Origin of the sequence: Lysobacter sp. MMG2, from assembly GCF_016735495.2 — a bacterium.
Classification (GTDB): Bacteria; Pseudomonadota; Gammaproteobacteria; order Xanthomonadales; family Xanthomonadaceae; genus Lysobacter_J.
In genome coordinates this window covers 41,475-66,948 of sequence record NZ_JAERQY020000007.1, presented here as the reverse complement: position 1 = coordinate 66,948, position 25,474 = coordinate 41,475, and the positions used below count along the sequence as shown (strand labels likewise).

Here is a 25,474-nt window from a genome sequence, read left to right as displayed (position 1 = left end):
ATCAAACTGGCGCGCAGGCGCCCATCATCCGATGTAGGCGCTTTTGTTTTTTCGGCCGCTTCGCGATGATGGGCCTGCGCTGCGCACTCGCCCAATGGCGGGCGGCGCGGGGGAGCCGCAAGGCTCGCCGGGTCCTGTTTGCCGGTACGCCAACCTCGCGTCGTCCGTCACCCCGATTGGCGTCGGGGTGACGGAATTCCTCCAAACAAACAGGAATTCCCGAATGCGCAAGTACCCCGCACGACGCAACCGCACGCCCGCAACGCTTCTGATCGCGACGTTGCCCTTCGTCACTCCCAAGCCCCACGGCAAGCCCCATTGCTGGACGGTGCCGCCGGTCGGCGGCCCAATCGAGGGCTACATCGAAGCCGAAGCCATCGGCAAGCAATACGCCCTGCAATTCGTCCGCTGGCTCCACGCGAACCCCACCCTGGTCGGCATGGGCGTACTGGGCTGGATCGCCTCCGACATCGACTACAACGCCATCGACCGCAACGGCTACTGGGTCGGCTTCTTCTCCTGCATCGAGAGACTGCTCGTCGATGCGGGCTACGGCACCTGACGCCCCCAGCCCACGCGCACCCGCCCCGCGGGTGCGCTGCGATTGCCCTGATAAGCCTGAGCCAAGATCGTGGCGTATGGATGCGTGCCTTGGACTTCAACTATGCGAACAGTTCGGGCTGTGCATCTGCGGATGAAATCGCGGGGTACTTGCGTAATCGCTAGGCTGCCGGGCGTTTGAGCTCCCCTTCGATCTGAGCCATAGCTTGGATGATCCGCCTAGCACGGTTCACTTGTGCAATCGCCTGGGCGAGATCAACGTCCGTCCCGAGCATGTAGTCGGCCTTTACTCTCGCGGCGCGCGCCAACTCAATGGCATTGAGCAACGTGTTTCGCGTTGTGGTCATACGCGCCAGTTTCGGATGCACCGAATCCGTTTGCCACTCATTCAATCGAGAGGTCAGCTCCTTGTGCGTCACATGCCCCACTTCCTTCGGACACGTTTTTGAGCGCGGAAACTGTTGGACCAGCGGTAACACTGAATGGAATGCGGCGTAGTAGGCACGGCTGACAGACGCTCGCAACTGGACTTCGTCAGAATCACCTACTGCCAGGCTTGCTGCCAAGTCTTTGAGATCCTCACAGCTTATCGGCATCGCCCACCACCGACGAGCTCAGCCCAAACTGCACTTGACGACTTAGATACGCAGGGAGTCCGTCTTCGGGTATTCCTGACAAGAGCTCCCACTCAAGGTCGGCAACTTCTTCGGGGTCTCTGGCGAGTGCAAAATCGAACAGCAACGCGAACGACCCATCCTCCATCGCTACGGACGAAGCAGTGACCTTATCCGCGAAGGCCTTGTGCGCCGCAAGCTGGCTGTTCACGTAGTCCACAACCGCGACAACATCCGTCTCGCTCAAGTCGCTCTTCTTCAGTTCCTGAAGAATTGGTCCAAATGCTGGTCGCAAATCGGACCCAAGGCGCGCGGCCTCGCTTCGAATCTCATCAGCAAAACCAACCCAGCCACAACCAGACAACATGTGGCTTACGGTCCGAATTGCATTGGGGTCGTTTCGAATCAAATGGCGGTAATTGCGCGCGATTTCCAATACACCCTTTGTGTGGCCAGCCGCCGTCAAGATAATTAGGTGCCGGACCGCAGTCCCAAGCCGGTTGTCGGAAGCCTTCAAGGCCCTCTCGAACTCTTCCTGCGCTTCGTCAAACCTGCCAGCTTGGGCCGCTAAACACGCCCGAATCTCGTGCGCCCCAGAACTATCGACCGCCGCAAGTGACGCGCACTCCTTCTCGATGCGCTTTCGGTCGAAATCGGACAGCCCGTGGGTCCGAAAGCCCTGGAGAGCTCGGTCCATCAGCCCATTGAATATAGTTTCCGGAGCGGCCTTAATGATCACAGGCATTCCTATATGCCCGCGAGGGGCCGAGGCGGCAGGACGCCATCGTACGCGTCCAACCTCTACTGTCTGTATACGACAAATGGCACGGCACCCGGCTCGGTTCGGTGTCCGGCTCCATAGTTTTTGCGCATCCTTCCGCCCCCATCCCTGGCATAACTCACTGAATTAGCTAGATCTTGCGCCAGAACACCACCTCAGGCGACCCATTTTTAGGTAGACGCCCCAAACGTGCAAGGCTCAACAGGGCTACGCGCCATCCTGCCGACTCTGCCTCGTTCAGAGATGGGATTCGCGACCGACGTTATTAGGCTTGCTCAAAGCCAGCGTAGCCCGGGTAAGGCCGCAGGCCGCACCCGGGATGCACGCTTCCGATCACCGCAGACCCCGGGTGCGCTTCGCTTACCCGGGCTACGACGGCCCGACGGTCACGGTCGCCTACACTCAACCGTGGAACCCGATTGACAGCTAATAGAAGCCGGCAAAGTAGGACCGATCACCTTGATCACGTTCGATACGCATGTTGGCGCCGTCTTCGTCCATGGTGACAACGCGGCATGAATCCCCCTTGCCGAGGTTCGAAGACGTGTAGGCAAACGCAACGCTCCAACCGGTCTGCCCGCCTCTTCGTCCCACCCTGGCACCTATTGCCTTCGGCTGCAGCGTGTTGTGACGCTGCAGCAGCACTTGCCTCCGGGTACCGCTGGGCTCGAATGGCTCAAGATAAAGCGGCGTTTTCGTGATCTGCTCGGGCGGGAGGCCGGTGTACCCGCTCTCGGCGACGAACTGCTCGGCCAGCGCGACAGCGGCCCTCTGGGTCAGTGCTTCCATGGTCTCCAACCCTTTCTCAATGTAAGCGCAGGACCGCGTTGGTCGGAGCCCCTACGCCGCCATATCAAGCACGATGCGCCCTTCGATCTCGCCCTTGCGCATGCGGTCGAAGATACCGTTGATGTTCTCGAGCTTGTCGGCGGCCACGGTTGCGGCGACCTTGCCCTGCGCGGCGAACTCCAGCGATTCCTGCAAGTCCAGCCGGGTGCCGACGATCGAGCCGCGCACGGTGATGCCGTTGAGCACCATGCCGAAGATGTCCAGCGGGAAGCTTCCTGGCGGCAGCCAGCGTAGCCCGGGTAAGGCCGCAGGCCGCACCCGGGATGCACGCTTCCGATCACCGCAGACCCCGGGTGCGCTTCGCTTACCCGGGCTACAACGGCCTGACGGTCATGGTCGCCTACACTCAGCCGTCGAACCCGATTGACAGCTAATAGAAGCCGGCAAAGTAGGACCGATCACCTTGGTCACGCTCGATACGCATGTTGGCGCCGTCTTCGTCCATGGTGACAACGCGGCATGAATCCCCCTTGCCGAGGCTCGAAGACGTGTAGGCAAATGCAACGCTCCAACCGGTCTGCCCGCCTCTTCGTCCCACCCTGGCACCTATTGCCTTCGGCTGCAGCGTGTTGTGGCGCTGCTGCAGCACTTGCCTCCGGGTACCGCTGGGCTCGAATGGCTCAAGATAAAGCGGCGTTTTCGTGATCTGCTCGGGCGGGAGGCCGGTGTACCCGCTCTCGGCGACGAACTGCTCGGCCAGCGCGACAGCGGCCCTCTGGGTCAGTGCTTCCATGGTCTCCAACCCTTTCTCAATGTAAGCGCAGGACCGCGTTGGTCGGAGCCCCTACGCCGCCATATCAAGCACGATGCGCCCTTCGATCTCGCCCTTGCGCATGCGGTCGAAGATGCCGTTGATGTTCTCGAGCCTGTCGGCGGCCACGGTTGCGGCGACCTTGCCTTGCGCGGCGAACTCCAGCGATTCCTGCAAGTCCAGCCGGGTGCCGACGATCGAGCCGCGCACGGTGATGCCGTTGAGCACCATGCCGAAGATGTCCAGCGGGAAGCTTCCCGGCGGCAGGCCCACCAGCGACATCGTGCCGCGACGCCGCAACATCCCCAGCGCCTGTTCGAACGCCTTGGGCGACACCGCGGTGACGAGCGCGCCATGCGCGCCGCCGATCTCGCGCTTGAGGTAGGCGGCGGGATCGGTGGTGAGTGCGTTGACCGTGACCGTGGCGCCCAGGCGCCGCGCCAGTTCCAGCTTGTCGTCGTCCACGTCCACCGCGGCCACGTTGAGGCCCATCGCCTTCGCGTACTGCACCGCCATGTGGCCCAGGCCGCCGATGCCGGAGATCACCACCCAGTCGCCGGGGCGGGTGTCGGTCATCTTCAGGCCTTTGTAGACCGTGACTCCGGCGCACAGGACCGGCGCGATCTCGACGAAGCCGATGCCCTTGGGCAGGTGCCCGACGTAGCCGGCATCGGCCAGCACGTATTGGGCGAAACCGCCGTTGATCGAATAGCCGGTGTTGCGTTGCTGTTCGCACAACGTTTCCCAGCCGCCCAGGCAGTGTTCGCAGAAACCGCAGGCCGAATACAGCCACGGGACGCCGACGCGATCGCCCTCCTTGACGTGGCTGACGTTGGCGCCCACCGCCACGACGTGGCCCACGCCCTCGTGGCCGGGAATGAACGGCGGCGACGGCTTCACCGGCCAATCGCCCTCGGCCGCGTGCAGATCGGTGTGACACACGCCGCAGGCTTCGACTTTCACCAGCACGTCTCCGGCGCCGGGTCGCGGCACGGGGACTTCCTCGATCACCAGGGGCTGGCCGAATGCGCGCACCACCGCCGCTTTCATGCTCCGGTCCATCGCTCGATCCTCGGGGGAAAGGTCGGGCTCCAACTTTACGCCGATCGTGTGGGCCGTACGTCGGGTGGCCTGCCGCATCAGGCGGGTTAGCCCGCGTAGCCTGGGTAGGGACGCAGGCCGCGCTCGATATGCAAGTTTCCAATCTCCGCAGAGCCTCGAGGCGCTTCGCTTACCCGGACTACGCGGGTTCGGTAATCGTGAATCACTGCAGGCGATCCGCATGGGTTGGCCGATGCGCGCAGATGTCCCGCGTGCGTGCGCCGGAGGTCGCCTGGCTGACAGGCGATGGGCCTGGGTCCCGGCCTTCGCCGGGATGACGGGATTACGCGTGGCCGTCACGTCTTTGGGCCATCGCTGCGCGCGAGCAACGGCCAGATGGATTCCTGCTTTCGCTGGAATGACGAGGTATGGCGATGGTGAGACGCGGCGAGGACAAGCTTCGGCGAAGTGAAGCGGGATGATGCGGGCGGCGCGGCCGCCTGATCGGAAGTGGCGGAGAGAGTGGGATTCGAACCCACGGAAGGTTTGACCCTTCGGCGGTTTTCAAGACCGCTGCCTTAAACCACTCGGCCATCTCTCCGTTTTGATGCGCTTTGCGGCACGCGCTTTGCCGTCGTTATCGCGTGGCGGGGCTCGGTTACGCGGGGCGTTTCCGAGGATCCGGGGCGCCAAAACGCTGCGGCCCGCGCGATGCGGGCCGCATTCTCTCATGCTTCGGTGACGATCCGGGGCGCCGGCGCGGCGACGGCGGGCGGCGAAAGCTTCGCGGCGTCCTCCGGGCAGGGCTTGCCCTTGATCTCGCTGCATTGCAGGCGGGCGGATTCGACCAGGCCCGGGGCTTTCTCGGCGATGAAGTCGATGAAGACGCGCACCGCCGGCAGCAGGCCGCGGCGCGATGCGAACACGGCGTGGAAGATGCCCTGCGGCAGGCGCCAGTCGGGCAGCACGACTTCCAGTTCGCCGCGGCGCACGGCTTCGGCGCAGATGGTTTCCGGCAGCAGCGTGATGCCCACGCCCTGCTGGGCCAGCTGCATCAGCATGGGGAAATCGAAGCCCATCACGCGCGGCTTGAGTTCGACGCGGCGCACGTCACCGTCGGGGCCGTGCAGTTCCCAGCGCTGGCGGGCGTCGTCCTCGCTCATGCTGAGGGTGACGTGGTCGCCGAGTTCGTCCGGATTCTTCGGGCGGCCCATGCGCTTGAGGTAATCGGGGCTGGCGACCAGCAGTTCGGCGATCTGGCCGAAGCTGCGCATCACCAGGCTGCCGTCGTCGTCGAGCTTGGAACGCACGCGCAGGGCGACGTCGATGCCTTCGTTGATGATGTCCACGCGGCGGTTGCTGACCAGCAGCTGCACCCGCACCTGCGGGAAGCGGGCGAGGAATTCCGGCAGCAGCTTGGGCATCTGCTGTTGCGCCATCCCCACCGGGACGCTGACGCGGATCACGCCGCGCGGTTCGGCGCTGAGGCGGTCGACGACTTCGTGCGCGGCCTGGGCCTCGGCGAGCATCGACTGGGCGTGGCGGTAGACGCTGTTGCCGACGTCCGTCACGGCGAACCGGCGGGTGGAGCGCTGGAGCAGGCGCACGCCCAGGTCGGTCTCCAGTTGGCTGATGCGGCGGCTCAGGCGGGACTTGGGGATCCCCAGGGCGCGTTCGGCTGCGGCGAAGCCGCCGTGCTCGACCACCATGGCGAAGTAGTACAGGTCGTTCAGGTCCTGCATGGCGATAATTCCAATTCCGGAACGGTTAGTGACATTTGACCAGATTTATTCCACTACGGCAACGACCTAGATTGGCCTCCGACCCGGCATCCCGCCGATCGTTCCATCCGAGGCCCATCATGAAGCTCCTGCATCTCGATTCCAGTGCCCTTGGCACTAATTCGGTCACCCGTGAACTGACCGCGGCCGTCGTGGCCCGCTGGCAGGATGCCGTCGCCGACCTCTCCGTCGACTACCGCGACCTGGACGCCGACCCGCTGCCGCACCTGACCGGCCGCTCCCTCGCCAAGGCCGACCCGGCCCAGGCCGAAGCCGATGAGGCGACGATGCAGCAGTTCCTTGCTGCCGATGTAGTGGTGATTGGCGCGCCGTTTTACAACTTCAGCATTCCTTCAACGCTCAAGGCGTGGATCGACCGCGTGGCCGTGGCCGGCCGCACCTTCCGCTACACGGCCGAAGGCAAGCCCGAAGGCCTGGCCGGCGGCAAGCGCATGGTGATCGTCAGCGGCCGCGGTGGCTTGTACGGCGATGCGAGCCCGGCGGACTTCCAGGAGGCCTACCTGCGCCAGGTGTTCGGTTTCCTGGGCGTGACCGACGTGGAGATCATCCGCGCCGAGGGCGTGACCTATTCCGACCAGCACCGCGCCGATGCGCTGGCCGCTGCGCACGCGTCCATCCGTTCCCCTCTGGCAGAAGCCGCCTGAGGGAGCGTGACGCCGGCCCACCCCTCCCCGCTTGAGCCGGTAAACGCGACGGGCCCGCATTGCGGGCCCGTTTTTTATTGCGCGTTCGATGAGGGCGGTGTTCTTAGCCCCTGCCCCATCGGGAGAGGGGTTGGGGTGAGGGGGAACGGAGTGTGTTCGGGAAACCACGAGCGCGGCACGGCACGGCACTGATGGTTCACCCAAGCGTCTTCGTTACCCCTCATCCGCCCTTCGGGCACCTCCTCCCGAGGGGAGAAGGGAAAAGCGGGATCAGGCGATCCGCTCGGCGCCACCCATGTACGAACGCAGCACCTCCGGCACGGTGATCGAACCATCCGCGTTCTGGTAGTTCTCCATCACCGCGATCAGCGCGCGACCCACCGCCGTGCCCGAGCCATTGAGCGTGTGCACCAACTCCGGCTTGCCGGTGGTCGGGTTGCGCCAGCGGGCCTGCATGCGGCGGGCCTGGAAGCTCTCGCAGTTGGAGCACGACGAGATCTCGCGATAGGTGTCCTGCGAGGGCAGCCAGACTTCCAGATCGAAGGTCTTGGTCGCGGCGAAACCCATGTCGCCCGTGCACAGCAGCACGCGGCGGTACGGCAGGCCGAGCTTCTCCAGCACGACTTCGGCGCAGCGCGTCATGCGCTCGTGCTCGGCGTAGCTCTCTTCGGGCCTGGCGATCGTCACCAGTTCGACCTTCTCGAACTGGTGCTGGCGGATCATGCCGCGCGTGTCCTTGCCGTGGCTGCCGGCTTCGGCGCGGAAGCACATGGAATGCGCGGTCATGCGCAGCGGCATCGCGTCGGCTTCTACGATCTCGTCGCGCACGATGTTGGTCAGCGGGACTTCGGAGGTCGGGATGAGGTAACGCTTGTGCGCGGTCTCGCCGTCGCCGACGGCCGTGGCGAACAGGTCGTCCTCGAACTTCGGCAGCTGGCCGGTGCCGCGCATGGAGTCGGCGTTGACCAGCAGCGGGACGCTGGTTTCCTGGTAGCCGTGCTCGTTCGTGTGCAGGTCGAGCATGAACTGCGCGAGCGCGCGGTGCAGGCGCGCGAGCTGGCCGCGCAGCACGGTGAAGCGCGCGCCGCTGAGCTTGGCGGCGGTGTCGCCGTCGAGCCAGCCGTTGCGCGCGCCGAGTTCGACGTGGTCCTTGACCGGGAACTCGAACGTGCGCGGCGTGCCCCAGCGGTGCTGTTCGACGTTGTCGTTCTCGTCATTGCCCTGCGGCACGGATTCGTGCGGCAGGTTGGGCATGGTCAGCGCGATGGCTTCGATCTCGCCGCGGATCGTCTCCAGGCGTACTTCGCTGGCCTTGAGTTCGTCGCCGAAGCCGGCGACTTCGGCCATCAGCGCGCTCACGTCCTCGCCCTTGGCCTTGGCCTGGCCGATCGCCTTGGAGCGCGTGTTGCGCAGGTTCTGCAACTCCTGCGTGCGCACCTGGATCTGCTTGCGCTCGGACTCCAGCGATTCCAGCGCGGCGGCGTCGAGTTCGTAACCCCGCGTCTGGCGCAGGCGCGCGGCGAGTTCGGCGGGGTTCTGGCGCAGCAGGGTCGGATCGAGCATGGGGGCGTGGCGCGTAACGAGTGATCGAAGTCGCGATTATCGCGTGTAACTGCACCTCAGAGCGACCGATTGCCGAAACGTTCACGTCGTTCCGGGCGCGTGTCGTCAGAATCCGGAGAGCCTTCCGACCGGATCCCGCATGTCCGCACCCGCCCCCGCACCGCACCGTCCCGCGTTTGCCCTGTCCGATTGGCTGCCTTCGGGACGCTCGTTGCTGTGGGTGCTGCTCGCCTTCGTGGTCGGGTTGGTGCTGTTCGCGCTGGTGCTGTCGATCGGGCGCCGCGACCGCGACACCTTGTTCCGCGCCGGCCCGGCACCGACGGCCGACTCGCCGCGTTACGCCCCCCTGCCCGCGCCGCTGCCGGCGCAGCGCGACAACGCCAGCGGCATGGGCGCGGCCCCGCCCGCGCCAACGCCGGGCGAAGGCGAAGAACGCCCGCGCCTGGTCGAAACCCGCCCGGAGACACCGCCGCCAACCTTGCCGCGCCCGGTCGAAGCGCCTGCGCCGACCGGCGTGCCGACGCGCCCCGAACCCATCACAGGCCAGACCCCGGCCCCGCGCTACCCGAACCAGGCGCTGCGGCGCGGCGAAAGCGGCACGGTGATGGTGCGCGCGCAGATCGGCCCGGATGGCGTGCCGCGTGATGTCGAAGTGGCCAACACCAGCGGCTCGCGGCACCTGGACCGCGCGGCCGTGGATGCGGTGAAGCGCTGGCGCTTCCGCCCGGCGATGCAGGGCGGCCAGCCGACCGCGGGCACGGTGATGGTGCCGATCAGTTTCCAGGCGCAACGCTGACGGGGCCGGGTCAGCCCCGGCACTCACCCTTCGCGGGCGCGGCGTTCGCGCATGAGCCCATAGGCCATGCAGCAGCCGAAGATCAGGCCCAGCGGGGCGCGCGAGTATTCGAACCGCCACATCAGCGAATCGAAGTTGTTGGCGATCAGCACGATGCCGACGCAACCGGCCATGCCCCAGAAGCTGGCCGTGGAGACGATGCCGGTGCGCCAGGCCAGCCAGAGTTCGCGCATGAGCAGCGCGAACACGGCGAACAGCAGCGCGCCGCCGATCAGGCCCATGCCGACGAGCGCATCCAGATAGGCGTTGTGCAGGTGGACGAAGCGTTCGCCGGTGGGCAGCTGGGCGCGCTCGATCAGCACCGGCACGGTGTCCAGGCCCCAGCCCAGCCACGGGCGTTCCAGGAAGCGCTCCATGCCCATCCGGTACAGCAGGACGCGGATGCCGACCGCCTTGTTGCCGGGGATCGTGGTGTCCAGTCCGTCGATGTCCGGCGGCAAGGCCGTGGGCGAGGCGGGCTGCGCCTTCGCAGGCGCGGCGTTTGGCGCAGGAAGACGGGCAGCCGTTCCGCCCGGTGCGACGTCAGGGGGTGATGCCGGCGGCGACGCGACTTCGCCCTTCCCCTCCAGCATCGACTCGACCCAGCTCGGCAGCATCTGGTGGGCGCCGTCGAAACGCATCGCGAAGATCCGGTGCGCGGCAACCAGCAGCAGCACCGAGGCGACCGCGGCAAGCAGCAGCGGCTGCCAGGGCAGCGGGCGCCGCCGCGGCCCGCGCGTAAGCGAGTAGCCCACGATGGCCAGCGGCACGGCGATCAGGAACGACAGCCAGGCCCCGCGCGACTGCGAGAACAGCAACACGCAGAAGCTGCCGACGTAGGCCAGGAACGCCACCAGCAGCATCCACGACCGCCGCGATCCGCGCGGCAGGTCGCGCCAGATGCCGATCAGCAGGCACAGCGTGAGCCAGCCGCCCACCGCCGCGATCATGCCGCTGAGGTTCTGCGAAATGCCGAAGCGCGGCCGCACTTCGCCCGACCAGATGGCGGGCATCTCGTTCCAGGGCATGTGGTAGAGCACCGCCCCGAGCAGGCCGAGGATCAGCACCGTGAGCATCGTGGGAATCGCCCGCGGATACACCGACAGCCACCAGCCGATCACGCAGCACTGCGCACCCACGCGCAGCATCTTGCCGACCTGGGACAGCTGGTTCTTCCACAGGATGTCCGGGGACGACCACGCGATGTACCCCGCGTGCAGGATCATGAAAACCGCCAGCACCCCGAGCATCCGTACCGCCGGATGCGCCGCCAGTTCGCGCCACGGCCGCGCGCCGGCCAGCACCATGGCGCACAGCGCCACGAAGGTGCCGTACTCCGGGTGACTGGTGAGGTCGTTGATGGCGAAGAACGCCTGGAACGCGATGCCCGCCAGGGCCACCCACGTCAGCAGCGGCGAGATGCCGAGCGCGCGCGGGGACTCCTGGAATGGAACTCGACCACCGCGTTCATCGCGCGCGTCGGGATCGGGGACGGGTTGGGGCACGTAGGTCGGGAACAGGGGGAAGATTGGCAGCGGTGAGTCTAAGTCACGCGCCGGGGGCCAACCAGATACCGCTATCACGGGCCAGCGTGTCGAATCCCGGGAACGAGGTCGCGACGTTGGCGACGTCGCCGATCCGCACCTCGCCCGCCGCCCGTTGCGCGGCCACGGCGAAGCTCATGGCGATGCGATGATCGCCGTGGCTGTCGACCTCGCCCGCCCGCAAGGGGCCCGGCACGATGGTCGCCCCGTCCGGGTGCTCCTCCACGTCCAGCCCCAGCGCGCGCAGGCCCTGCGCCATGGTGGCGATGCGGTCGGACTCCTTGACCCTCAGTTCGGCGGCGTCGCGGATGGTGGTCGCGCCTTCGGCGCAGGCCGCCGCGACGAACAGCGCGGGGAACTCGTCGATCATGTCCGGCGCCAGTTCGCCATCCACTTCGATGCCGTGCAGCGGGGCGTAACGGACGACCAGGTCCGCCACCGGCTCGCCGCCCTGCTCGGTCGCGTTTTCCTCGCGGATGTCGGCGCCCATGCGGCGCAGCGCGGTGAGCAGGCCCGTGCGGCGGGGGTTCATGCCCACCGCCTGCAGGCGCAGTTCCGAGCCCGGGACGATGCTGGCCGCCACGAGGAAGAACGCCGCCGACGAAAAATCGGCCGGCACGTTGACGTCGGTGGCACGCAGCACGCCGCAACCGGAGAGCCGGGCGAAGCCGGGCGAGAACGTGATCGGCCAGCCGAACGCCGCCAGCATCCGCTCGGTGTAGTCGCGGGTGGGATGCGGCTCGTGGACGATGGTGTCGCCGTTGGCGTACAGGCCGGCGAGCAGCAGCGCGGACTTCACCTGCGCGCTCGCCACGGGCAGCGTGTAGTCGATGCCCTGCAACGCCTGGCCGCCGTGGATGCGCAGCGGCGGCAACCCGCCCTCCTCCGCGTCGATGCGCGCGCCCATCCGCGCCAGCGGATCGATCACCCGCCGCATCGGCCGCTTCGACAGCGATGCGTCACCCACCAGCACGCTGTCGAACGCCTGCCCCGCCAGCACGCCGGCCAGCAGGCGCATGCCGGTGCCGGCATTGCCGCAGTCCAGCGGCGTGGCGCTGGCGCGCAGGCCGCGCAGGCCGACGCCGTGGACGATGCGTTCGCTCGCGCTGGGCGTTTCGATGCGCACGCCGAGTTGTTCGAACACCCGCGCCGTGGCGCGCGTGTCCTCGCCTTCCAGGAAACCGCTGACGCGCGCGACGCCTTCGGCCAGCGCGCCGAGCATGATCGCGCGGTGCGACACGGACTTGTCGCCCGGCACGCGCACGGTCCCGCGCAGCGGCTGCCCGGGGCGTGCAATCCAGTGCTGGGTCGAGCCGCTCATGCGCGCACCTCGTCGATGGCGGCGAGCAGCCGTCGGTTTTCGTCGGCATCGCCGACGGTGACGCGCAGGCATTCGGGCAGGCCGTACCCGCTCATCGGACGCAGCACGACGCCGCGCGCGGTGAGGTCGGCCTCGATCCGCACCGTCTCCGGCCCGAAGCGCACCAGCACGAAATTCGTCTGCGAGGGATACGTGCGCAGGCCGCGTTGCGCGAACGCTTCGGCCAGCGCGGCGCGTTGTGCGGCATTGCGCTCGCGCGCCGACAGCAGGTGTGGCTGGTCGCCCAGCGCCGCTTCGCAGGCGGCCAGTGCGGGGCCGTTGACGTTGAAGCTCTCGCGCAGGCGCTCCATCACCGCGACGAGTCCCGGCGCGCCGATGAGGTAACCCACGCGCAAGCCCGCCAGCCCGTACGCCTTGCTGAAAGTACGCGTCAGCGCGAGGTTGGAATGCGCAGCCAGCAGCGGCAGTGCGGTGGCGACATCGGCCTCCGCGTCGGCCATCTCCGCGTACGCCTCGTCCATCACCACGATCACGTGCGCGGGCACCTTCGCCATGAACGCCGCGAAGGCTTCGCGGCCGAACCAGGTGCCGGTCGGGTTGTTCGGATTGGCGAGGTAGACCAGCTTGGTGCGCGGCGTGATCGCAGCGGCGATCGCGTCCAGGTCGTGCCCCAGCGGCATCGCCGGATGGTCTTCCGGCAGCGCTTCGACGACCACGCGCTGCGCGCCGGCCGCCTGCGTGGCAAGTGCGAATACGGCGAAACCGTAACGCGAGAACACCACTTCATCGCCCGGTCCGGTGAACACCTGCGCCAGCTGCATCAGCAGTTCGTGCGAACCGTTGCCGAGCAGGATCCGCGCGACGTCCACGCCGTGTGTCTTCGCCAGCGCGCGCTTGAGGTCCGCGCCCAGCGGATCGGGATAACGGTGCAGCGAGCCCAACTGGTCCACGATCGCCGCGCGTGCGGCCGGCGACGGGCCGTAGGGGTTCTCGTTGGAACCCAGCTCGACGAGGTTTTCCTCGCCGGCCGCTCCCGGCATCCTGCCTCCCGCGGCACTTGCACGTCCCTGTGCGGCGAACCTGCGCCGCAACGCGACCAGGTCGTGCCCCGGATCGTAGGCCTTCAAACCCTGCACGCCGCGCGAGGCGCGCGCGGCGAACCAGGCTTCGTCGCGGACCGGTTGCCCCGCGTCGTCGTCGCGCACGGCATTCATGCGATGGCCACCGGGTAGGAACCCAGCACCTTCACTTCCTGAGCGTAATCGGCCAGTCCGTCGAGCGCGCGGCGCATGGCGTCTTCGTGCACGTGGCCGCTGATGTCGATGAAGAAACCGTACTGCCACAACCCGGTGTGGCCGGGACGGGATTCGATTCGGTTCATGCTCAGGCCGTGCTTCGCGAACGGCTCCAGGACGTGGTACAGCGCGCCGGGCTGGTCCTTGATGAACACCAGCAGCGAGGTGCGGTCGTTGCCCGACGGCGGGAACAACTCGCGGCCGATGACGAGGAAGCGCGTCGTGTTGTCCGGACGATCCTCGATAGGCCCGGCGATCGACTTCAGCCCGTACACGCTGGCCGCGCTGATGCCGGCGATGGCCGCCGCGTCGTCGGCACTGCGCGCGCGGCGCGCGGCTTCGGCGTTGCTGGCGACGGCGATCTTCTCCGCCTTGGGCAGGTACTGGCGCAGCCACGCCTTGCACTGCGCGAACGACTGCGGGTGCGAGTACACGCGCTCGATGTCTTCCAGGCGACCGGCGCGCGACAGCAGGTGCTGGTGCACGCGCAGCTCGACTTCGCCGCAGATCTTCAGCTGGGAGGTCAGGAACATGTCCAGCGTGGACTGGATCGTGCCCTGCGTGGAGTTCTCCACCGGTACGACGCCGAAGTCGGCGTGACCGGCCTCCACTTCCTGGAACACCTCTTCGATGCTCGACAGCGGCAGGCCGTGGATCGAATGGCCGAAATGCTTGTAGACCGCCTGCTGCGAGTGCGTGCCTTCCGGGCCCAGGTAACCGATCTTCAGCGGCTCCTGCTGCGCAAGGCAGGCGGACATGATCTCGCGGAACAGGCGCACCAGCACTTCGTCGTTGAGCGGACCGTCGTTGCGGTCGACCACGCGGCGCAACACCTGCGCCTCGCGTTCGGGGCGGTAATAGTCGACGGCGGCGGCGAGCTTGCCCTTGGCCTTGCCGACCTGGTTGGCGAACTGCGCGCGCTCGCCGATCAGTTCCTGGATGTGCCGGTCGATGCCGTCGATGCGCTCGCGCAGCATCGCCAGGTCGAGGGGTGCGACATCGGGTTTGGACGCCGGGGCGGCGGCCTTCTTCGACGCGGGCTTACGCGCGACCGCGGGGGCAGTCTTCTTCGGGGTCTTGTCGTTCTTCTTGCTCATGGGGCCTACCTGTCCTGTTTCGCAGCCCGGATAAGGCCGAAGGCCGAATCCGGGGATCGCGCGCATCGGCGCGCCCGTCCCGGGTGCGCTGCGCTTACCCGGGCTACGTGTGGATCATCCGTATCGCGTCTGGAAGTCGCGCATGAAATCGGCCAGCGCCTGCACGCCCGCCTCCGGCATCGCGTTGTAGATCGAGGCGCGCATGCCGCCGAGCACGCGATGCCCCTTCAGTGCGATCAGGCCCCCGGTCGCCGCCTCCTTGAGGAACGTCGCGTCCAGCGCCGGATCGTGCAGGAAGAACGGCACGTTCATGCGCGAGCGCGCGGCGGGCGCGACCTCGTTCCGATAGAACCCGCCGGAGCCGTCGATCGCGCCGTACAGCAGCGCCGACTTGCGCGCGTTGCGGCGCGCGAACTCGGCCACGCCGCCTTCGGCCAGCATCCACTTGAACACCAGGCCGGCGAGGTACCAGTTCCAGGTCGGCGGCGTGTTGAGCATCGAGTCGTTCGCCGCGTGCGACTTGTAGTTGAAGATGTCGGCGCGCGGCTGGCCGGCGCGTTCGAGCAGGTCGCGACGCACGATCACCACCGTCACGCCGACCGGGCCCAGGTTCTTCTGCGCACCGGCGTAGATCACGCCGAAACGCGAGACGTCCACGGGTTCGGCGGCGATCGAGGAGCTGAAGTCGGCGAACAGCGGCGCATCGCCGACGTCGGGAATGTCGCGGAACTCCACGCCGTGGATGGTCTCGTTGGCGGTGTAATGCACGTACGCCGCGCCGGGCGTGAGGCGCCAGTCGTGGCGCGGCGGGATGTCGCGGAAACCGCCGGCCTCGCCGTCGGCCGCGACGCGTGCATCGACATACGGCCGCGCCTGCTTGATCGCCGTCTTGCCCCAATGGCCGGTGACGACGTAATCGACCGCCTCGCCCGGCTCGGCGAAGTTGAGCGGCAGCAGCGCCTGCTGCGTGGTCGCGCCCCCGGCCAGGAAGAGCACGGCGTAGTCGTCGGGAATCGACATCAGCGTGCGCAGGTCGGCCTCGGCTTCGCGGGCGACTTGCATGAACTCCGGCCCACGGTGGCTGATCTCGACGATCGACGCGCCCACGCCGTTCCATTCGAGCATCTCCGCCTGCGCCTGGCGCAGCACCGGCTCGGGCAGGGTCGCGGGGCCGGCACTGAAGTTGTAGGCGCGTGACATGAAAGCTCCGGTCAGCAAGGCGAAGAAGGGGTGAGCGGCCAAGTATGCCGCACTGCAGCAGCCTGCGGATTCATGGTTTCCACGGCAACTTTTTGCACATTCGGCCCCTCTATAGTGCAAGCGTCGGCGCCCACCGCCCGACCGCCCTCCCCCAAGGGTCTCCAACGCGAAAACCGGAACGACCATGTCACTGCGCGATGCCCTGAAGATTCCCGCCGCCGAAATCACGGACGAATCGGTCTACCGCGAACGCCGCCGACTGCTCGCGGCCTTCGTCACCGCGCCCGCGCTCGGCCTGTCGGGCTGCGTGGACGCCGAACCGCCGCCTCCGCCGAAGGTCGCGATCACGCCGGCGCAGGCGCGCTCGGGCTTCCGCACCGACGAGACGCTCACGCGCCTGGAGGACATCACCACCTACAACAACTTCTACGAGTTCGGCACCGGCAAGGCCGATCCGTCCAAGGCGCCGCGCACGCTGCGCACGACGCCGTGGACGGTCGCCGTCGGCGGTCATTGCGCCAAACCCGGCAAGGTTTCGATGGAGGACCTGCTCAAGGGTTTCACGCCGGAGGAACGCGTCTACCGCCTGCGCTGCGTGGAAGGCTGGTCGATGGTGATCCCGTGGCTGGGCGTGCCGCTGGGCAGCGTACTCAAGCGCTTCGAACCGACTTCGCAGGCCAAGTACGTCGCCTTCACCACGCTGGCCGACCCGCGCCAGATGCCGGGCGTCGCCTGGCCTTCGCTGGACTGGCCGTACAAGGAAGGCCTGCGTATCGACGAGGCCATGCATCCGCTGACGCTGCTGGCGACGGGCCTGTACGGCAAGCCGCTGCCGCAGCAGAACGGCGCGCCGCTGCGTCTGGTGGTGCCTTGGAAATACGGCTTCAAATCCATCAAGTCGATCGTCGCCATCGATTTTGTCGAGAAGATGCCCGAGACCGCCTGGCACGAGGCGCAGCCCAGCGAGTACGGGTTCTTCTCCAACGTCAATCCGAACGTCGACCACCCGCGCTGGAGCCAGAAGACCGAACGCCGCATCGCCGGCACGGCGAGCAAGCTGTTCGCCGAGCGCATTCCCACGCGCATGTTCAACGGGTACGCAGACCAGGTCGCAGGCCTCTACAGCGGACTCGACCTGAAGAAGTGGTTCTGAGCTTGCGTCGCCGTCACGCCCTTCATTTCGTCATCCCCGCGCAGGCGGGGATCCAACTCCAAGCCCGATCACGCTATCCGCACAGCGTGATGCGTCGGATAGTTGGATTCCCGCCTTCGCGGGAATGACGGCTCACCCAAACGTCATCACCATCGCCATCGAAGAATGCCGCTCCCATCCCGCGCTCTTACTGTCGCCAAAACCCTCGTCCACGCGCTGGCACTGACGCCGGCGGCGATCCTGGCGTGGCAGATCCGCGAGGAATTCCTGACCGGCAGCGGCGGACTGGGCGCCGATCCGGTGGCGGAGATCGAACACCGCCTGGGCCTGTGGGCGCTGCGGTTCCTGATGCTCACCCTGGCGATCACCCCGCTGCGGCAGATCACGGGCCAGCCGGTGCTGCTGCGCTTCCGCCGCATGCTGGGGCTGTACGCCTTCGCCTATGCGACGCTGCATTTCGGCGCGTACCTGGTGCTGGACCTGCGCGGCTACTGGACGCAGATCTTCGAGGAGATCGTGAAGCGCCCCTACATCACCGTCGGCTTCACGGCGTGGCTGATGCTCCTGCCGCTGGCGTTGACCTCCACGCAGGCGGCGATCCGCCGGCTGGGCCGCAACTGGGCGAAGCTGCACCGGCTGGTCTATGCCATCGCCGTGCTGGCGGTGCTGCACTTCTGGTGGCTGGTGAAATCCGACGTGCGCGAACCGGCGCTGTACGCCGGCATCCTCGCGCTGTTGCTGGGCTGGCGCGTATGGAACAGGGTTCGTAGAAGCCGGCTTCAGCGCGCGCCGTAAAGCAGCAGCAGGCTGAGCGCGGCCGACAGCAGGATCGCCGCCAGCAGCAACCACGGAATGCGGCGCGCGGAAGACTTCACCGTCTGCGGCGCGCGCGTGGGCTCGACCTCCGCCTCGCGCGGCTTCGGGGCCGGCGCGGCGGCATCGGGTGCGACGGTGCGCTGCATCGGCGCTTCGACCACGAACCGGTGCTGGCTGCCGAACACGATCTGGTCGCCGGGCTGCAGCAATGCGTGCCGCACCGGCCTGCCGTTGACCAGGCTGCCTTCGACCGAGCCCATGTCGCGCAGGATCACGCCATCGGCGTGGGCCTCCAGGCGTGCATGGCGTTCAGCGAAGCTGGGATCGTTGACGCGGATGTCGCTCTCGCCGGCGCGTCCGACCAGGCGCGGCGTTTCCAGGGTGAAGCTGCGTCCGTGGTGCGGGCCGCCCACGCCGCGCAGGAGCATGCGCGTGTCGGTGCCGCCGCTGAAACCGTAGTCGGCCGGAGCCGGCAGCGGATCGCCCGCAAGCAGCAGCAGTTCCATGCCGTCGACGAAGATCGCATCGCCCACGCGCAGCATCGCCATGCGTCGCACGGGACGGCCGTTGACGTGCAGGCCCGGCGCGCCATCGCGCACCTGCAACCACACGCCGCGACGATCCACGCACACCTGCGCGACGGCATCGTCGACCGGAACTTCCGCGAGCGCACCCTGCCGGTCGTAGCCAATGGCATGCACACCCGGGCTGAGAGCCAGGTCGGCATGTTCACGGTTCTGGAAGCGCAGGCGGAGGGCAGTCACGTCCGCGCAATCTAGCATGCGATCCACACTTGGATGGAGGGGTGGCCGCGCGCACAATACCGGCCACTTCGGGAGAGCCTACATGTCGAACATCGATATCCGCCACGCGCACTCGCTGTCGCCCGACCAGGCGCGCCAGGCCGTGCAGGAAGTGGCCGCAAAGCTGGCCGACCGCTTCGGCATGACCTACGACTGGAGCGGCGACACGCTCAACTTCAATCGCAGCGGCGTGGACGGCCACATCGCCGTGGCGCCGCAGGAACTGCACGTCACCGCCAAGCTGGGTTTCCTGCTCAGCACGATGAAAGGGCCGATCGAGGCGGAGATCCGTCGCGTGCTCGACGAACGCTTCACCTGAGGCTTACCTCATCGCCCCGTCGAACGGATCGGGGTCGTCGTCGAACAGGCGGCGCGAGATCTCGCGTTCGTCCTGCTCGATCTCTTCGATGAAGCGCCGCGCGTCGCCGAGGCGATCGAACGCGGCATAGCCGCGCTCCAGGAACCCCTGCAGTTCCGAAAATCCCGCCGCACGCGCCGGCGCGCGCGACAGGCGCAGCAACATCGCCACGCCCGGCAGCCCCAGCGCATGACTCAGGCCCAGGCCGACGCGGGCGATCAGGTCGATCTGGTAGGCGCGCAGGCGCGGCAGGCCGGCGGCACGGTAGGCGCGTGCATACAACCCCGCATCCAGGCGCCGGCGCGGGCCGCCCATGGCCTGCAGCACCTGCGCCATGCGCAGGTCCAGCGCGTGCGTGAGCAGGCCCAGTTCGATCGCGTCGGCCACCGTGTCCAGCAGGTTGGCCGGCAGCAGCCGCTGCATCATCGGCAGGACGCGGGCGATGTCGGCGTCGCGCTGGGCGAAGTCGTGTTCGTTGTAGACGTCGGTCAGGAAGAACTGCGCGGCCGGGCGACGCCGGGGATCGCGCAGGAAGCGGTCGAAGCTGGCCTCCAGCCGGCGGGTCTGCCAGCGGCGCAGTTCGGGCAGCCAGGGCAGCTCGTTGCGCGGTTCCAGGGCCGGGTCGTGCAGGGCCTGGTGCTCGCGCAGCAACCGGTCCAAGCGCTCCCGCAGCGGGCGGTCCTGCGGTCGACGGCGGGCTTGGCTCGGGCGCGGCGGCATCGCGGCCGATGATCGGCGGCCGGCGACGGCCCCGCAAGCGCCCTGCGACACGGCCCTCGCGCCGGACGGCTACACTCGGGCGAATTCCGTCGAACGTGCCCGCATGCTGTCACTTCATTCCGCCCGGCAACGGGCGCGCGCCCCCTCGGAGCGCCCGGCCCGCATCGGGCTGGCGATCGCCGGCGGTGGGCCCATCGGCGGCATGTACGAGCTCGGGGCGTTGCGCGCGCTGGACGAGGCCCTGGACGGCCTGGACCTCACGCGCCTGGACAGCTACGTGGGCGTGAGCAGCGGCGCCTTCCTCGCCGCGGGCCTGGCCAACCGCATCGGCACCGACGAGATGTGCCGGATCTTCATCACCGGCGACAGCACCGACGTGCAGTTCCGGCCCGAGACCTTCCTGCGCCCGGCGATCTTCGAGTACCTGCGCCGCGCCGCCAGCCTGCCGCGCCTGGCGACGCAGTGGTGGCAGGAGCTGCTGTTCTCGCGCAACGAGTCGCGCTGGTCGGACCTGCTCATGCATTTCGGCGCGCTGGTGCCGACGGGCCTGTTCGACAACGCGCAGGTCGAGCGCTTCCTGCAGGACGTGTTCTCGCGCCGCGGCCGCAGCAACGACTTCCGCGAACTGGGCGTGGACCTGTGCGTGGTCGCGGTGGACCTGGACAGTGGCGAGGCGGTGAAGTTCGGCACGAAAGGCCTGGACGACGTGCCGATCTCGGTCGCCGTGCAGGCCAGCGCCGCCCTGCCCGGCCTGTACCCGCCGGTGCAGATCGGCGGCCGGCATTTCGTCGATGGCGCACTGCGCCGGACGATGCACGCCTCGGTGCTGCTGGATCGCGGCGTGGACCTGATGATCGGGCTCAACCCGCTGGTGCCTTTCACGCAGGACGGCACGGGCCTGCCGGTGAGCCACGAGCGCAGCCTCGCCGCCGGCGGCCTGCCGGCGGTGCTGTCGCAGACGTTCCGCACGCTGCTGCAGTCGCGCATGCAGGTGGGCCTGGCGCGTTACGCGCAGCAGTACCCCGACATCGACCAGCTGATCTTCGAGCCCAATGCCGAAGACGCGGAGCTGTTCTTCACCAACGCCTTCAGTTTCTCGGCGCGGCGGCGCATTTGCGAGATCGCCCACCGCAACACCATGGCCGACCTGCGCCGCCGCGCGGCGGAGCTCACGCCCGTGCTGGCGGCCAATGGGATCGCCCTGCGCATGGACGTGGTGAACGACGAAACACGCTCGGTGCTCGACGGCCTGGCACGGCCGCCGCTGGACAACGACGCCACCGCGCGCCTGCGCCGCGCACTCGACGACGTCGACCATCTGGTCGAGGAACGTCGGCCCAAGCCCCGCGCGAAGCCGCGCCGCACGCGACCGCGGGCCCACGTGCCGCCGCGCCACGCCCCGTAACGTCGCCTGCACGCCCGCGATGGTGCGATGCAGTCCCGTGCATCGCGACGAGGCATCATGCGCGAATTGTTCATCGGTTGCGCCGGCTGGTCACTGCCGTCGGCGTCCCGGCCGCTGTTCGGAGCGGGCGACTCGATGCTCGCTCGCTACGCGACCCGTTTCAACGCGGTGGAGATCAACACGTCCTTCTATCGGCCACACCGGCGCGAAACCTATGCGCGCTGGGCGGCGAGCGTGCCGACGGGTTTCCGCTTCTCGGCCAAGCTTCCGCGCACGATCACGCACGATGCACGCCTGCGAGGCGTGACGCGCGAGTTGGACCGCTTCGCCGGTGAAGTCGACGGCCTCGGCCGCAAGCTCGCCCTGGTGTTGGTGCAGTTGCCGCCGAGCCTCGCCTTCGAAGCGCGTCCGGCGGCGACGTTCTTCGCGATGCTGCGACGACGCTTCGATGCCGGGATCGCATGCGAGGCGCGGCACGCGTCGTGGTTCTCGCCGCGCGTGGAGGCGCTGTGGCGCCGTCACCGCGTCGCGAGGGTGGCGGCCGACCCGCCTGTTCCGAGCGAAGCCGCGCACGTGCCCGGCGGCGATCCGCGATGGCGCTACTGGCGCTGGCACGGTTCGCCGCGCGTGTACTACAGCGCCTATGACGAGGCGCGGCTGCGCGGCTTCGCCGACGCGCTGCGCAACGCGCGCGGCCGGTGCTGGGCGATCTTCGACAACACCGCCCACGGCCATGCGGTGACCGATGCGGCGAAACTCCAGGCGATGCTTGCCGCTTCGCCCATGCGATCGCGGAAGCCGGCATGAACGCCGTGCTCGACTGCATCGTCGTCGGCGGAGGCCCCGGCGGGCTGACCGCCGCGACCTATCTGGCGCGCTACCGGCGCAGCGTGCGCGTGTTCGACACCGGCTGCACGCGCGCGGCCTGGATTCCCAAGAGCCGCAACTGCCCGGGTTTCCCGCATGGCGTCGGCGGACCGGAACTGCTGGAGCGCATGCGCGAACAGGCGCGCACGTTCGGCGTGGAGACGGTCGAGTCCGAGATCACCGCGTTGCATCGCGATGCGGAAGGCTTCCTCGTCCGCCACGACGATCGCGAGCTGCGCGCGCGCTACGTCATCCTCGCCACCGGCTGCGAGGACGTGGCGCCGGACTTCGACGGCCTCGAAGCGGCGGTGGACTGCGGCGCGGTGCGCATGTGCCCGATCTGCGACGCCTTCGAAGCCATCGACGCCTCCATCGCCGTGCACGGTCCGGCCGACACGGCGGCCGCGCACGCGCGCTTCCTGCGCACGTATTCGTCGAAGGTCACGCTGGTGCCTTCGACGCCGGACATCGCCGACGAGGTGCGCGCGGAACTGGCGCGCGACGGCATCGAGCTCACCACTGTCCCCGCCACGCTCTCGTTCGACGGCAAGCGTTGTGCGTTCGAACTGGACGGGCGTGCGCGCGCGTTCGACGTGCTCTATCCGATGATGGGCATCATCTCGCGCTCGTCGCTGGCCGTCGGCGCGGGCGCGGACTGCGACGACGAGGGTGCGCTGATCGTCGATCGTCACCAGATGACGTCGGTGGACGGGCTCTACGCCATCGGCGATGTGGTGAGTGCGTTGAACCAGATTTCGGTGGCGACGGGGCATGCGGCGATCGCGGCGACGCATGTGCACAATCGGTTGGGGGCGAACTTCGCCTGAGGTCCTGAGCCCCTCTCCCGCTTGCGGGAGAGGGGCTGGGGTGAGGGCAAGCGAGCGGACTCGCACCCGGCGAAGAGCACACCCTCATCCGCTCCTCTAAACGTCCAGAATCCCCCGCTTCAGCGCGATCGTCACCGCATGCGTGCGGTCGTTCGCGTCGAGTTTGGCGAGGATCGACTTCATGTGGGTTTTCACCGTTTCCTCGGAGATGCCCATCTGCGCCGCGATCACCTTGTTGGAGCGCCCGCCGGCCACCTGCCCCAGCACTTCGACCTCGCGCGAACTCAACGCATCGTCGGCGACGTGGGTGGCGATCTCGTTGGCGATCTCCGGTGGAATGCTGCGCCGGCCCGCGTGGACCTGGCGGATCGTGTCGAGCAGGTCCTTGCGCAGCATGCTCTTGAGCAGATAGCCCATCGCGCCGGCCTTGAGCGCGCGCAGCGCCTGCACGTCGCCGCGGTAGGTGGTGAGCACGATGATGCGCGCCTGCGGGAACTCGCCGGTGATCGCGCGGATCGCTTCGACACCGCCGACGCCCGGCATCTGCAGGTCCATCAGCGTGATGTCGGGCTGCCATTGGCGGAACTGCGCGATGGCCTGCTCGCCGTCGGTCGCCTCGGCGATCAACTGCATGTCGCTTTGGCGCGCGACGACGGAGGCCACGCCTTCGCGCAACAACGGGTGGTCGTCGACGAGCATGATGCGGATGCGCGAATCAGGGGTCATGACGCGGCTCTCTCGACGCCGGGACGGACGCCGGTTCGCGGTGCGCGACGGGCATCCGCGTGGGGCGCGGGCGCATAGGCTAACCCGGCCCGCGCCGTGGACTCGATGCCCGGGCCCGAACCGGCCCGCTCCGGCAAGACATCCCCTCTCCCCTTGCGGGAGAGGGACAGGCCGCCGAAGGCGGCCAGGGAGAGGGGTGGGACGCACAAGCACGCGCTACGTGCGCGCCCTCTTCCGGCGCTTCGCGCCCCCTTCTCCCCCGAGGGGAGAAGGGAAAGGCAAACATCGCACTCCGTTTGCGGCGGCGCCCTGCCCCCCGCGACCCTCGCCTGCGCGGGTCGCGGGCGCGCACGGCGGCGCCATCCCCCGAAGGAGGGAGCCGCGATCCACCACGCTGCGGTTATCCACGGTCCGACGGCGGGGTTAGCGTGTCCGGCGTGCAACGTCTCTACTCCATGTTTCCCCAGGGATGGCCGGGCGTGGGCCTGTTGCTGCTTCGCGCCGCGGTCGCCACCGGGCTGCCGGCGCAGGGACTGGTCGCCTCCACGGCGTCCGAATCACCGCTGGCGCAGATCGCCGCGTGGACGATCGGTGCGATGCTGCTGCTGGGCGTGCTGACGCCGTGGGCCTGCGTGTCCTACATCGCCATGGTCATCCTCGCGCTGTCCCATGCCAACACCGGGACGGCCGCGCCCGTGGTCCTCAGCGGGCTCTGCGCGGCCGCACTGGCACTGCTGGGACCGGGCGCGTACTCGATCGATGCCTGGATGTTCGGACGGCGCGAACTCCGGCTTCCGGGCGAACGCGACTGACCGCACGCGGCGGCGGCACACCTTCGCCCGCGCGCCGCCGCGCCACACCCCCCGATGGAGGGATCGCCTTCACGCTCCATCCGGGGTTCCGTGGCGAAGATACCGGTAACACCATGGACGGGACACGACGCTCAGTCCCGCGCCATGCCCTCCGTGGCGCGGGGCACCCGACCCCACCGGAGTGCGCCATGGAACACCTTGCCAACGATCGTGCCGTGTCCTGCGAGACCGGACGCGGTGCCCTTGAATTCACCAGCGCCTTCCTCTCCCCGGCGCAACCGGCCGCGCAGCCACCGTTGCGGCCGCCGTTGCGCACCGGATCGGGCACGGGGCTGAGCGACAAGGCGCTGGAACGCACGATCGCCTACATCCACGCCAACCTGTTCGACAACCTCTCGCTCGGCGACCTGGCACGCATCGCCTGCGTGAGCCGGTTTCATTTCGCCCGCATGTTCCGCCTGCGCACCGGCTTCAGCCCGATGAAATACGTGCAGAGCCAGCGCATCGAACGGGCCAAGCACCTGCTGCGCCACGACGACGCGAACATCTCCACGATCGCCGCCGCACTGGGCTTCTTCGACCAGAGCCATTTCAGCCGTGTGTTCCGCAAGGTCACCGGCGTATCGCCCGGCCGCTACGCGCAGCGCGACACGCGTGCGCGCCAGGCGACGGGCTGAACCCGAGCACGAGGCGGGACCGACAGCCTCCCCTCCCCCGGCGGATCCAAGCCGCTGTCGGTCCCGCCGTCTTGCGTGCCTTCGTGGCGATTCGACGAACGTCCAAGGCGAGTCCGCACGATCCTGCAAGAGCAACACGCACCGCTTTGCGACGCTGCGACCACGATGCGCCCGGCGTGTCGTCGCGATGTCGTCCTTCCATCCGTCATCCAGGAGAACGTCATGCCGTCCTCACCGATCGATCCGTCGATCGATGCGCCGATCGAGACTGCGATCGGAAAGCCGATCGACGAGGCGCGAAGAAGGTTGCTGATTGCCGGCACCGTGATGGCCGCCGGCGCCACGCTTTCGCTGTCGGCGTGCAGTTCGTCGGAAGCACCCACCGCCACCGCGCCGCAAGCCTCCACGCCTT

25 protein-coding genes, 1 tRNA gene and 2 pseudogenes are annotated in these 25,474 nt (G+C 68.1%); 11 read left to right on the top strand and 17 right to left on the bottom strand.

Annotation, left to right across the window (positions count from 1 at the left end):
* Positions 1-223: 223 nt before the first annotated feature.
* Positions 224-562, top strand: coding sequence for a hypothetical protein (locus JI752_RS19095; protein WP_216967296.1), 339 nt, complete (start codon positions 224-226; stop codon positions 560-562).
* Positions 563-722: 160 nt separating this feature from the next.
* On the opposite strand, the gene JI752_RS19090 is transcribed toward JI752_RS19095, so the two are convergent.
* The 8 genes and pseudogenes from JI752_RS19090 to JI752_RS19055 all read right to left on the bottom strand — a co-directional run.
* Entirely contained in the window at positions 723-1,127 is a 405-nt protein-coding gene (locus tag JI752_RS19090) for a hypothetical protein (protein ID WP_216967294.1), read from the bottom strand.
* 13 nt (positions 1,128-1,140) lie between these two features.
* Entirely contained in the window at positions 1,141-1,872 is a 732-nt protein-coding gene (locus tag JI752_RS19085) for a hypothetical protein (RefSeq protein ID WP_216967292.1), read from the bottom strand.
* A gap of 510 nt (positions 1,873-2,382) precedes the next feature.
* Entirely contained in the window at positions 2,383-2,745 is a 363-nt protein-coding gene (locus tag JI752_RS19080) for a hypothetical protein (RefSeq protein ID WP_216967291.1), read from the bottom strand.
* Between the two features lie 51 nt (positions 2,746-2,796).
* A pseudogene (locus JI752_RS19075) lies at positions 2,797-3,030 on the bottom strand (zinc-dependent alcohol dehydrogenase); the annotation flags it as partial.
* Between the two features lie 145 nt (positions 3,031-3,175).
* Positions 3,176-3,538 (bottom strand): hypothetical protein, encoded by a 363-nt coding sequence (locus tag JI752_RS19070; protein WP_216967289.1) that lies wholly within the window; start codon positions 3,536-3,538, stop codon positions 3,176-3,178.
* A 51-nt stretch (positions 3,539-3,589) separates the two neighbouring features.
* On the bottom strand, positions 3,590-4,618 hold the full coding sequence (adhP, locus tag JI752_RS19065) for an alcohol dehydrogenase AdhP (protein ID WP_216967287.1): 1,029 nt from the start codon (positions 4,616-4,618) through the stop codon (positions 3,590-3,592).
* A 490-nt stretch (positions 4,619-5,108) separates the two neighbouring features.
* Positions 5,109-5,198: transfer RNA gene (locus JI752_RS19060), tRNA-Ser, on the bottom strand.
* 223 nt (positions 5,199-5,421) lie between these two features.
* Positions 5,422-6,354: pseudogene (locus JI752_RS19055) on the bottom strand (LysR family transcriptional regulator); the annotation flags it as partial.
* A 104-nt stretch (positions 6,355-6,458) separates the two neighbouring features.
* On the opposite strand from JI752_RS19055, the gene JI752_RS19050 reads away from it, so the two are divergent.
* On the top strand, positions 6,459-7,043 hold the full coding sequence (locus tag JI752_RS19050; RefSeq protein ID WP_216967285.1) for an NAD(P)H-dependent oxidoreductase: 585 nt from the start codon (positions 6,459-6,461) through the stop codon (positions 7,041-7,043).
* A gap of 270 nt (positions 7,044-7,313) precedes the next feature.
* Here JI752_RS19050 and serS read toward each other — a convergent pair whose 3' ends face one another.
* Positions 7,314-8,606: a serine--tRNA ligase gene (gene serS / locus JI752_RS19045; RefSeq protein ID WP_216967283.1), complete on the bottom strand. Its 1,293-nt coding sequence runs from the start codon at positions 8,604-8,606 to the stop codon at positions 7,314-7,316.
* A 139-nt stretch (positions 8,607-8,745) separates the two neighbouring features.
* Here serS and JI752_RS19040 point away from each other — a divergent pair, with 139 nt between their 5' ends.
* On the top strand, positions 8,746-9,402 hold the full coding sequence (locus tag JI752_RS19040) for an energy transducer TonB (RefSeq protein WP_216967281.1): 657 nt from the start codon (positions 8,746-8,748) through the stop codon (positions 9,400-9,402).
* A gap of 23 nt (positions 9,403-9,425) precedes the next feature.
* Here the strand turns inward: JI752_RS19040 and JI752_RS19570 are convergent, their stop codons facing one another.
* The 5 genes from JI752_RS19570 to serC form a co-directional block, all read right to left on the bottom strand.
* Complete coding sequence (locus JI752_RS19570) at positions 9,426-10,946, bottom strand: O-antigen ligase family protein (RefSeq protein WP_216967279.1); 1,521 nt, start codon at positions 10,944-10,946, stop codon at positions 9,426-9,428.
* A gap of 43 nt (positions 10,947-10,989) precedes the next feature.
* Positions 10,990-12,306: a 3-phosphoshikimate 1-carboxyvinyltransferase gene (gene aroA, locus JI752_RS19030; protein WP_216967277.1), complete on the bottom strand. Its 1,317-nt coding sequence runs from the start codon at positions 12,304-12,306 to the stop codon at positions 10,990-10,992.
* Entirely contained in the window at positions 12,303-13,520 is a 1,218-nt protein-coding gene (hisC, locus tag JI752_RS19025) for a histidinol-phosphate transaminase (protein ID WP_216967275.1), read from the bottom strand. The genes aroA and hisC overlap by 4 nt, the downstream gene beginning before the upstream one ends.
* Positions 13,517-14,698 (bottom strand): prephenate dehydratase, encoded by a 1,182-nt coding sequence (gene pheA, locus JI752_RS19020; RefSeq protein ID WP_216967273.1) that lies wholly within the window; start codon positions 14,696-14,698, stop codon positions 13,517-13,519. Before pheA ends, hisC begins: the two co-directional genes overlap by 4 nt.
* A gap of 114 nt (positions 14,699-14,812) precedes the next feature.
* On the bottom strand, positions 14,813-15,898 hold the full coding sequence (serC, locus tag JI752_RS19015; RefSeq protein ID WP_216967271.1) for a 3-phosphoserine/phosphohydroxythreonine transaminase: 1,086 nt from the start codon (positions 15,896-15,898) through the stop codon (positions 14,813-14,815).
* Between the two features lie 184 nt (positions 15,899-16,082).
* On the opposite strand from serC, the gene msrP reads away from it, so the two are divergent.
* Together msrP and msrQ are read left to right on the top strand one after the other, a co-directional pair.
* Positions 16,083-17,051, top strand: coding sequence for a protein-methionine-sulfoxide reductase catalytic subunit MsrP (msrP, locus tag JI752_RS19010; protein ID WP_216967269.1), 969 nt, complete (start codon positions 16,083-16,085; stop codon positions 17,049-17,051).
* Between the two features lie 165 nt (positions 17,052-17,216).
* Complete coding sequence (msrQ, locus tag JI752_RS19005) at positions 17,217-17,846, top strand: protein-methionine-sulfoxide reductase heme-binding subunit MsrQ (protein ID WP_216967267.1); 630 nt, start codon at positions 17,217-17,219, stop codon at positions 17,844-17,846.
* Here msrQ and JI752_RS19000 read toward each other — a convergent pair.
* Positions 17,831-18,631 (bottom strand): FHA domain-containing protein, encoded by an 801-nt coding sequence (locus JI752_RS19000; RefSeq protein ID WP_216967265.1) that lies wholly within the window; start codon positions 18,629-18,631, stop codon positions 17,831-17,833. The two genes, msrQ and JI752_RS19000, sit on opposite strands and share 16 nt — an antisense overlap.
* Positions 18,632-18,713: 82 nt before the next feature.
* On the opposite strand from JI752_RS19000, the gene JI752_RS18995 reads away from it, so the two are divergent.
* A complete protein-coding gene (locus JI752_RS18995; RefSeq protein WP_216967263.1) occupies positions 18,714-18,989 on the top strand; it encodes a polyhydroxyalkanoic acid system family protein in 276 nt (91 codons plus the stop codon).
* 3 nt (positions 18,990-18,992) lie between these two features.
* On the opposite strand, the gene JI752_RS18990 is transcribed toward JI752_RS18995, so the two are convergent.
* On the bottom strand, positions 18,993-19,688 hold the full coding sequence (locus JI752_RS18990) for a hypothetical protein (protein ID WP_254201255.1): 696 nt from the start codon (positions 19,686-19,688) through the stop codon (positions 18,993-18,995).
* 163 nt (positions 19,689-19,851) lie between these two features.
* Here JI752_RS18990 and JI752_RS18985 point away from each other — a divergent pair, with 163 nt between their 5' ends.
* Genes JI752_RS18985 through JI752_RS18975 form a run of 3 tightly spaced genes read left to right on the top strand, consistent with a single transcriptional unit; the run spans position 19,852 to position 22,847 of the window.
* A complete protein-coding gene (locus JI752_RS18985) occupies positions 19,852-21,153 on the top strand; it encodes a patatin-like phospholipase family protein (protein ID WP_216967259.1) in 1,302 nt (433 codons plus the stop codon).
* A 57-nt stretch (positions 21,154-21,210) separates the two neighbouring features.
* Positions 21,211-21,960 (top strand): DUF72 domain-containing protein, encoded by a 750-nt coding sequence (locus JI752_RS18980; RefSeq protein WP_254201253.1) that lies wholly within the window; start codon positions 21,211-21,213, stop codon positions 21,958-21,960.
* Positions 21,957-22,847 (top strand): NAD(P)/FAD-dependent oxidoreductase, encoded by an 891-nt coding sequence (locus tag JI752_RS18975; RefSeq protein ID WP_216967254.1) that lies wholly within the window; start codon positions 21,957-21,959, stop codon positions 22,845-22,847. The genes JI752_RS18980 and JI752_RS18975 overlap by 4 nt, the downstream gene beginning before the upstream one ends.
* 96 nt (positions 22,848-22,943) lie before the next feature.
* Here the strand turns inward: JI752_RS18975 and JI752_RS18970 are convergent, their stop codons facing one another.
* Positions 22,944-23,573: a response regulator transcription factor gene (locus JI752_RS18970; protein ID WP_254201251.1), complete on the bottom strand. Its 630-nt coding sequence runs from the start codon at positions 23,571-23,573 to the stop codon at positions 22,944-22,946.
* A gap of 455 nt (positions 23,574-24,028) precedes the next feature.
* On the opposite strand from JI752_RS18970, the gene JI752_RS18965 reads away from it, so the two are divergent.
* Both JI752_RS18965 and JI752_RS18960 read left to right on the top strand, forming a co-directional pair.
* On the top strand, positions 24,029-24,385 hold the full coding sequence (locus JI752_RS18965) for a hypothetical protein (RefSeq protein WP_254201249.1): 357 nt from the start codon (positions 24,029-24,031) through the stop codon (positions 24,383-24,385).
* Positions 24,386-24,573: 188 nt separating this feature from the next.
* A complete protein-coding gene (locus tag JI752_RS18960; RefSeq protein ID WP_216967251.1) occupies positions 24,574-25,062 on the top strand; it encodes an AraC family transcriptional regulator in 489 nt (162 codons plus the stop codon).
* Positions 25,063-25,474 lie beyond the last annotated feature (412 nt).

Excerpts from the sequence above, each read along its gene's own strand:
- JI752_RS19095 (WP_216967296.1), top strand. The coding sequence starts at position 224 with ATGCGCAAGTACCCCGCACGACGCAACCGCACGCCCGCAACGCTTCTG.
- JI752_RS19085 (WP_216967292.1), bottom strand. The coding sequence starts at position 1,872 with ATGGACCGAGCTCTCCAGGGCTTTCGGACCCACGGGCTGTCCGATTTC.
- JI752_RS19080 (WP_216967291.1), bottom strand. The coding sequence starts at position 2,745 with ATGGAAGCACTGACCCAGAGGGCCGCTGTCGCGCTGGCCGAGCAGTTC.
- JI752_RS19070 (WP_216967289.1), bottom strand. The coding sequence starts at position 3,538 with ATGGAAGCACTGACCCAGAGGGCCGCTGTCGCGCTGGCCGAGCAGTTC.
- adhP (WP_216967287.1), bottom strand. The coding sequence starts at position 4,618 with ATGGACCGGAGCATGAAAGCGGCGGTGGTGCGCGCATTCGGCCAGCCC.
- JI752_RS19050 (WP_216967285.1), top strand. The coding sequence starts at position 6,459 with ATGAAGCTCCTGCATCTCGATTCCAGTGCCCTTGGCACTAATTCGGTC.
- serS (WP_216967283.1), bottom strand. The coding sequence starts at position 8,606 with ATGCTCGATCCGACCCTGCTGCGCCAGAACCCCGCCGAACTCGCCGCG.
- JI752_RS19040 (WP_216967281.1), top strand. The coding sequence starts at position 8,746 with ATGTCCGCACCCGCCCCCGCACCGCACCGTCCCGCGTTTGCCCTGTCC.
- aroA (WP_216967277.1), bottom strand. The coding sequence starts at position 12,306 with ATGAGCGGCTCGACCCAGCACTGGATTGCACGCCCCGGGCAGCCGCTG.
- hisC (WP_216967275.1), bottom strand. The coding sequence starts at position 13,520 with ATGAATGCCGTGCGCGACGACGACGCGGGGCAACCGGTCCGCGACGAA.
- pheA (WP_216967273.1), bottom strand. The coding sequence starts at position 14,698 with ATGAGCAAGAAGAACGACAAGACCCCGAAGAAGACTGCCCCCGCGGTC.
- serC (WP_216967271.1), bottom strand. The coding sequence starts at position 15,898 with ATGTCACGCGCCTACAACTTCAGTGCCGGCCCCGCGACCCTGCCCGAG.
- msrP (WP_216967269.1), top strand. The coding sequence starts at position 16,083 with ATGTCACTGCGCGATGCCCTGAAGATTCCCGCCGCCGAAATCACGGAC.
- msrQ (WP_216967267.1), top strand. The coding sequence starts at position 17,217 with ATGCCGCTCCCATCCCGCGCTCTTACTGTCGCCAAAACCCTCGTCCAC.
- JI752_RS18995 (WP_216967263.1), top strand. The coding sequence starts at position 18,714 with ATGTCGAACATCGATATCCGCCACGCGCACTCGCTGTCGCCCGACCAG.
- JI752_RS18985 (WP_216967259.1), top strand. The coding sequence starts at position 19,852 with ATGCTGTCACTTCATTCCGCCCGGCAACGGGCGCGCGCCCCCTCGGAG.
- JI752_RS18980 (WP_254201253.1), top strand. The coding sequence starts at position 21,211 with ATGCGCGAATTGTTCATCGGTTGCGCCGGCTGGTCACTGCCGTCGGCG.
- JI752_RS18975 (WP_216967254.1), top strand. The coding sequence starts at position 21,957 with ATGAACGCCGTGCTCGACTGCATCGTCGTCGGCGGAGGCCCCGGCGGG.
- JI752_RS18970 (WP_254201251.1), bottom strand. The coding sequence starts at position 23,573 with ATGACCCCTGATTCGCGCATCCGCATCATGCTCGTCGACGACCACCCG.
- JI752_RS18965 (WP_254201249.1), top strand. The coding sequence starts at position 24,029 with ATGTTTCCCCAGGGATGGCCGGGCGTGGGCCTGTTGCTGCTTCGCGCC.
- JI752_RS18960 (WP_216967251.1), top strand. The coding sequence starts at position 24,574 with ATGGAACACCTTGCCAACGATCGTGCCGTGTCCTGCGAGACCGGACGC.